The sequence below is a fragment of the Candidatus Zymogenus saltonus genome, from assembly GCA_016929395.1.
Classification (GTDB): Bacteria; Desulfobacterota; Zymogenia; order Zymogenales; family Zymogenaceae; genus Zymogenus; species Zymogenus saltonus.
The window spans coordinates 1-6,184 of the sequence record JAFGIX010000045.1 but is presented as its reverse complement, the minus strand read 5'-3'; the positions used below and the strand labels follow the sequence as shown (position 1 = coordinate 6,184).

The following is a 6,184-nucleotide window of genomic DNA, read 5'->3' as shown; positions in this document are numbered from 1 at the left end:
CGGGAATCCAAAATATGTCATTCCCGTGAAAACGGGAATCCAGATTAATACCTTTCTGGATTCCCAATCGAGTTGGGAATGACAGCATAAGATTCCCAATCAAGCTGGGAATGACAGAATAAGACTCCCGGTCGAGCTGAGAATGACAGGATGGATTCCTATCAAGAAGGAAATGATAAAATACTTCATCCCATTAGGAAACGGGAATCCAAAATATGTCATTCCCGTGAAAACGGGAATCCAGATTAATATCTTTCTGGATTCCCAATCGAGTTGGGAATGACAGCATAAGATTCCCGGTCAAGTTGGGAATGACAGCATAAGACTCCCGGTCAAGTTGGGAATGACAGCATAAATCATTCCTGCGAAGGCAAAGCAAAGGAGAGAGCTGAAAAAATATAAAACTCCTTTGTAGAATTATTGCGTATTTATAGATCCCATCAGGGTGAAATTTTTTCTGAAAAATTCAATAAAAAAGGGGGGCCATCTTCAGCCCCCCTTTGATTAAACATCTTTTCAGCCTGTTTTATCAGCTTATTTCATCGATCTCCCGCCGAAATCCCCTCGACCCCCTCCCCCCGTATCTATATATCATCCGCAACCCTACCAGGTTGCGCTCCAGTTTCCGCTCCCGTAGTTCGAGTAGATCGTGAGCTTGAACTTCCCCGTCCCGTTTAAGGTGACGACATTGTTTTCGGCAAGATTATATTCCCCGACGGCGGTCCCGCCGCCCGGTCCTGTAACCTCGACCCAGAAATCGGCCGAATCTTTGGGGTAGGTAAAGGTCACCTCGAGAAGCTCCTTGACCTCGATCGGGATCTCGCAGGATTCTCCGGGGCCTTCAAGACTTCCAAACGCCGAACTCTCCATGACCGTGCATTTGGAATCGGAATCAAGGCCCGGTGTCTCCGGACTCTCGTCATCGGCCTTCAGGACATATGTTGCCGACCAGTTTCCCTCCCCCGCCTTGGAATAGACGTTAAGATAAAATGTGCCCCCGTTTAGAAGGACTATATCGTATCCCTTAGTCAGCTTGACGTCGTCCAAGAGCGTCTTTTCGTCTTCGCCGGTAATCTTCACCCAGAAATCCGCGGGCTCGGCGGGAATGGCGAACGACACCCTCAGCTCATCTATGTCGCCTGCCGCTACCTTGAATCTGGAAGAATCCCCTGGGCCCTTGAGATATCCCTTGACTATTACCGGCCCTTCCCCTTTGACAGGCATATCGGAGTCCGGCAAACCCTCCCCAACGGAAGACCCGGAAGATTCGGGGGATATTTTTTCGCCATCCCCCCCTGAGACGGTAGAGACCTTTTCGCAGCCCGCAAAGGCCAGGACAAAGACCAGAAATAACAGCAGGAATAATCTCGGCGGCCTCATTACAAATGTCTCCAAGATAGACTTAGAATCTACCGGTCTAAACGCCCTAATAAACAACGTTTCGTCCCAGACCCAGATTTTTTACCAGCCGGCGCTCCAGCATCCAGACCAGCTTGCCGCGGAGACCGTAATGCCCAAGGCCTTTTATCCAGCAAGCCGGGTGATCTCGCCGTTGTCGAGGTTGAATTTGCCAAGAACGATGCCTGTATCGGCCTTTACAACCTTAACCTGGAACTTCCCCGATCCCTTGGATTATTACCAAGGGGAACTTCAATGATACCTGTGCAACAAGCTTTGAAAGCGCAAGTTTCGCCGGGCACATAAGATTAACTTATGCAGGATTTCCCGACACAATAGCAGTATTAGTACCCCTCTGCTCCAATAGTGTAATTGGCGGACCAATAGCCGGCGCCACCTTTTGAATAGACAGTCAGATAGAAAACGTCGCCGTTAATAAGCTGAATGACACTCCCTTCGTCCAGATCAAAATCGCCGAGGACGGTGTTTCCATCCTTGCCTATGACCTTGACCCAGAAGTCCACCGATCCTTTCGGATATTCGAAGGGAACCTCTACCAGCTTTGTTGTGCCGGCGTCCACGGAAAAGGTGTAGGAATCTCCAGGTCCGTTCAGGTATCCGGTCTGGCTGTAAGAACTTGGCGTCATCGGCGTTGAGGGCGTCGGAGTTGCGGGTGTCGGCGTTGCGGGTGTCGGCGTCTCGGTAGTTCCGCTACCCTCTTTTATTTTGCCCAGCAGATCTTCGATCATATCGCACCCGGAAAATGCAAGGCTGAATAAAAACATTGCCGATAAAAACAATACTGTAAATTTCTTCATTTTTTTCTCCATCTCATTTTTTCTTTTAACTACATGCCATGTCATCTGGCAGTACACTGACTAAATGAACCAATAAAAGCATAGGAAATCAGCAGAAGTAAAAGAAACAAAACATTAAAAATATATTGCTCCTTCCACCCTGTCCAGATATTCCCGCCTCATTTGTTACTATAATACTATGTAAAAACATGTTTGTAAAGTACTTTTCCTCTTCTATTAGAATCACAAAATTGAAAATGTGATGTATATCACTTTTAACCGGAAAAATGTTCCGCCAAAAACGATATAATAACGGCAAATATCAGGGCGGGAAGGAGGTTTCCAACCTTGATTTTCACTCGTTGCGGAGACACTGCGGCTTCATTCTCACCGGCATCATCAATTCCTCCAAATATAAGGTTGAGCCCAATCCCCAGGATGAGAAGGCCTCCCGTTGAGGTAAGCTCGGCGATTACAGGGTCCGTTAGGATATTTTTCAAATATATCCCCATCACCGTCAATGCCCCCTGATATATAAACACGGGGATTATGGAGAAGATCACTCCGATCCCGAGGGTCGAGGCAAAGGCCACCGACGCCACCCCGTCAAGGAGCGACTTGGTGTACAGGATGGAGGCGTCCCCGTTTATCCCCTCTTCGAGGGAGCCCACCACGGCCATCGCCCCCACGCAGTAGACGAGGCTTGCCGTTACGAATCCGGTGACGAACGTCCCAGACCCCGACCTGAACTTCGATTTCAGCCACTCCCCGAAGCGGTCGAGGACCGCCTCGATGTCGATCACCTCGCCGAGGACGCCGCCAAGGATCATGCTCCCGGCCACGATCAGGACGTTGTTCGTCTTTATCGCCATCGATACCCCTATCAGGATAACGGCGAGGCCCAGACCCTGTATCAAGATTCTCCTTATCTTGGGCGTCACGAACCAGGAAAAGAAAATCCCCACGAGGGATCCAAAAACAACCGCAATTACGTTTACGATAGTTCCCTTCATCAATCCCTTCTTCCTTTCTTAACTATATACAAAAAAAGCCCCTACTACCAATACAGCAAAGACCGGAAAAAATCAACGATTTGTTTCGTCCCAACAAGCTCTCAGGGGAAAAAGAACCCCCTTCACAGGACAGAAAGCCCCCTGGCCAAAAAGTCCCTCAAACAGACCGTGAAATTGCTAACCAGGTCCCTCGATGCGTTGCAGATAAATATCCTGTGTCCGATGTGAAATATCTCCCGCTCGAGGTTTTGGATATCGAGCCTTTTTGGAAAGGGGTCTTTCATCGATTCCAAAAACTCCTGATGGAAAAGAAGCACCACCCTGTCGGTCATCCTGAGGTGGGTATCCACAAAGAAGATCGCAGCCCTGGGAAGTAAGGCGTTGACCCTGTTCAAGAAGCCGGCCACCTCTCCCACCTCGATCCCCTTCGGGGGCGAGGACTTCACCTCTATATATATCAGCTCCCCCTCGAAAAACGAGACCACGTCGAAATCGCCCCCCGACTTTGCCCCCGAAAACGTCACCCCCCAGATCGACGGCGATGAAAACTCCAGCCCCATGACCCGCGCCGTGAACCACTCCAGCGTCGCCCCGAAGCTCCTGACGGGCCTCTTCGCAAGCCTGAAGAGATCCCCAGCCCCCTCGACAATCCCAAGCTCGACCAGAAGCCCTATTTCCCTGGCCTTCGCCTCCCCCGACGAGAACCCCCCCAGCATCTCGACCGAAAAGCCGTCCTGGTGTTTTATTACGTCCCTCATGAGAAGCCGAACCGAGTAACGCTTCATGGCGCCGTAGAGGGCCTCCTCCCCGTCTTCGGAAAGCCCGTCAAAGATCAACTCCGACGTGGGGGAGTGATGATGAACCGTCATCCCCCTTCTCTTCAGGGCCGCGGAAATCCCCGCGTTTATCTCCGCCCCGGACACTAAAATCCCCTCGACAGACCCGCGCCCCGGGCGAGCTTGACCGCTTCCATGTACTCGTTTCCAGTGATAGTTCTGGCAATCTCGGCAAACTCGCAGGCCCTGTACTCGGGTCGGTACTGCTCCATGATGTTCACGTATGAATCGTTAGAGAGCTCCTCCGCTATGAACTCGAACGCCCTTTTCGACTCATCGGCCCCACCGGGCATTACGAGATGCCTTATTAGGAGACCTTTTGTCGCAATGCCCCTGAAATCGACCTTCAGGACGCCGACCTGCCGGTGCATCTCCTTTAAGACAGACTTTGCCACGTCCGGGTAGTCCGGCGCATCGAGATACCTCCTTGCCGAATCGGAGTCCGTGAACTTGTAGTCTGGCATGTAGATGTCGAAGATCCCTTCCAAGAGCCTGATTACCTCTATTGACTCGTATCCCCCGCAGTTGAAGACGAGGGGGACTTCGAGCCCCATCTCCACGGCCCTGGGAAGCGCCTCCACTATCTGGGGGACGTAATGGGTCGGCGTGACGAAATTTATATTGTGAGTGCCCTTCGCCTGGAGGGCGATCATCTGCTTGGCGAGCTCCTCCGTTGAAATCACCTCGCCCCTCGCCTCGTGACTGATGTCGTAGTTCTGGCAGAAGACGCACTTCAGGTTACAGTGCGTGAGGAATATCGTGCCGGAGCCGTACACTCCCACAAGGGGCGGCTCCTCGCCGAAGTGGGCGAAGGCGGAAGATACCATGAGAAGCTCCCCGGCCCCGCAGTACCCCTTTTCCCCGATGGTCCTGTCCACCCCGCACTTCCTGGGACATAAGGCGCATCCCTCAAGGAACCCATGAAGCCTTTCGACCCTCTCTTTAAGGAGGCCCGACTCGCAAAGGGAGATGTATGAGGGCTTGAAATTCTTTTCCTCTCTCATATAGAACAGATTAAATGAAAGAGATAGAAGACGCAAGTTTTTTTTCGTTTTGCATCAAAATTGGAACCTTATAGCTTACCTTAAATGTCTAAACGTGTTATATTGTCTGCACAGCAATTTATTTGGAGGTCGATATGAAAACGACAATAACCGACAGAAAAAATGTCATCCAAACGCCGCATTCCGGTATGAAGTATTCTGTTTTGTGCCTTCTAATCCTGCTTTTTTCCGTTTTCGCCCTATTTTTTCAGGGGTGTCGACCTCCCGTAATACAAAAACCCGCAATAAAATCCAAACCCAGGGTGGGACTGGTCCTGTCCGGAGGGGCGTCCAGGGGGTTCGCCCATGTGGGAGTGATCAAGGTCTTCGAAGAGGAGGGGATACCGATCGATATCATCGTCGGGACGAGCTCGGGGAGCCTGACCGGCGCCCTGTACGCGTATTACAAAGATGCGGATATGCTGGAGAAAAAGGCAAGGGAGATGGAGGTCGATGATATTTTCGACTTCAGCATAATGAGCATCGGCCTCGGTGTCGTAAAGGGGGAGAGGATACTGAAATTTATAGAAAAGAACATCAAGGTCAAAAACATAGAGGATCTGAAGATACCTTATGCGGCGGTGGCGACGGACATCTATACGGGGGAAAAGGTCGTCTTTAAGAGAGGCTCCATCTCGACTGCGGTCAGGGCGTCCAGCGCCATACCCGGGGTGTTCAAACCGGTTGCCGTGGGGCAAAAGCTCTTGGTGGACGGCGGCGTTGTGGACAACCTCCCCATCGATGTGGCGAGATCGATGGGGGCCGACGTCGTCATCGCGGTGGACATCTCCTCCAAATCGACAAACTACAAGATCAATACCGTGGTGGACATCATACTTCAGACAATAAACATAATGGGGTCCGAAATAAACAAGTACAAGGTAAAGGAGTCGGACGTCGTAATCAAACCCGACGTGAGCGGGGTGGGAATGATAGATTTTTCCAGGAAGGACTACCTCTTCCTCCAGGGGGAGCGCGCCGCCAGGAGGGCGCTCCCCGAAATAAGGAGGGCCATAACCGAGGCGTCAAAGTAATATCTATCTGGATTCCCGATCGAGCCGGGAATGACAGCATAGACCCTCGATCAAGCCAGGAAT

Annotated in this window: 6 protein-coding genes; 1 reads left to right on the top strand and 5 read right to left on the bottom strand. The window is 51.2% G+C overall.

Annotation, left to right across the window (positions count from 1 at the left end; translation table 11 throughout):
* Positions 1 to 603: 603 nt before the first annotated feature.
* The 5 genes from JW984_08665 to JW984_08645 all read right to left on the bottom strand — a co-directional run bounded on the left by JW984_08665 (position 604) and on the right by JW984_08645 (position 5,048).
* Positions 604 to 1,380 (bottom strand): hypothetical protein, encoded by a 777-nt coding sequence (locus JW984_08665; GenBank protein ID MBN1573250.1) that lies wholly within the window; start codon positions 1,378 to 1,380, stop codon positions 604 to 606.
* 362 nt (positions 1,381 to 1,742) lie between these two features.
* Positions 1,743 to 2,216, bottom strand: coding sequence for a hypothetical protein (locus JW984_08660; GenBank protein ID MBN1573249.1), 474 nt, complete (start codon positions 2,214 to 2,216; stop codon positions 1,743 to 1,745).
* 254 nt (positions 2,217 to 2,470) lie between these two features.
* The gene (locus JW984_08655; protein ID MBN1573248.1) at positions 2,471 to 3,208 is read right to left on the bottom strand and encodes a DUF554 domain-containing protein; all 738 of its coding nucleotides are present in this window, start codon (positions 3,206 to 3,208) and stop codon (positions 2,471 to 2,473) included.
* Between the two features lie 122 nt (positions 3,209 to 3,330).
* A complete protein-coding gene (locus JW984_08650) occupies positions 3,331 to 4,131 on the bottom strand; it encodes a hypothetical protein (GenBank protein MBN1573247.1) in 801 nt (266 codons plus the stop codon).
* Positions 4,131 to 5,048, bottom strand: a complete 918-nt coding sequence (locus tag JW984_08645; protein ID MBN1573246.1) for a radical SAM protein — start codon at positions 5,046 to 5,048, stop codon at positions 4,131 to 4,133. The genes JW984_08650 and JW984_08645 overlap by 1 nt, the downstream gene beginning before the upstream one ends.
* A 134-nt stretch (positions 5,049 to 5,182) precedes the next feature.
* Here JW984_08645 and JW984_08640 point away from each other — a divergent pair, with 134 nt between their 5' ends.
* Positions 5,183 to 6,121 carry a patatin-like phospholipase family protein gene (locus JW984_08640; protein MBN1573245.1) on the top strand — a complete coding sequence of 313 codons (939 nt, stop codon included), beginning with the start codon at positions 5,183 to 5,185 and terminating at the stop codon, positions 6,119 to 6,121.
* The last annotated feature ends 63 nt before the right edge of the window (positions 6,122 to 6,184 follow it).

Coding starts and splice junctions, on each gene's coding strand:
- JW984_08655 (MBN1573248.1), bottom strand. CDS start 3,208: ATGAAGGGAACTATCGTAAACGTAATTGCGGTTGTTTTTGGATCCCTC.
- JW984_08645 (MBN1573246.1), bottom strand. CDS start 5,048: ATGAGAGAGGAAAAGAATTTCAAGCCCTCATACATCTCCCTTTGCGAG.
- JW984_08665 (MBN1573250.1), bottom strand. CDS start 1,380: ATGAGGCCGCCGAGATTATTCCTGCTGTTATTTCTGGTCTTTGTCCTG.
- JW984_08640 (MBN1573245.1), top strand. CDS start 5,183: ATGAAAACGACAATAACCGACAGAAAAAATGTCATCCAAACGCCGCAT.
- JW984_08660 (MBN1573249.1), bottom strand. CDS start 2,216: ATGAAGAAATTTACAGTATTGTTTTTATCGGCAATGTTTTTATTCAGC.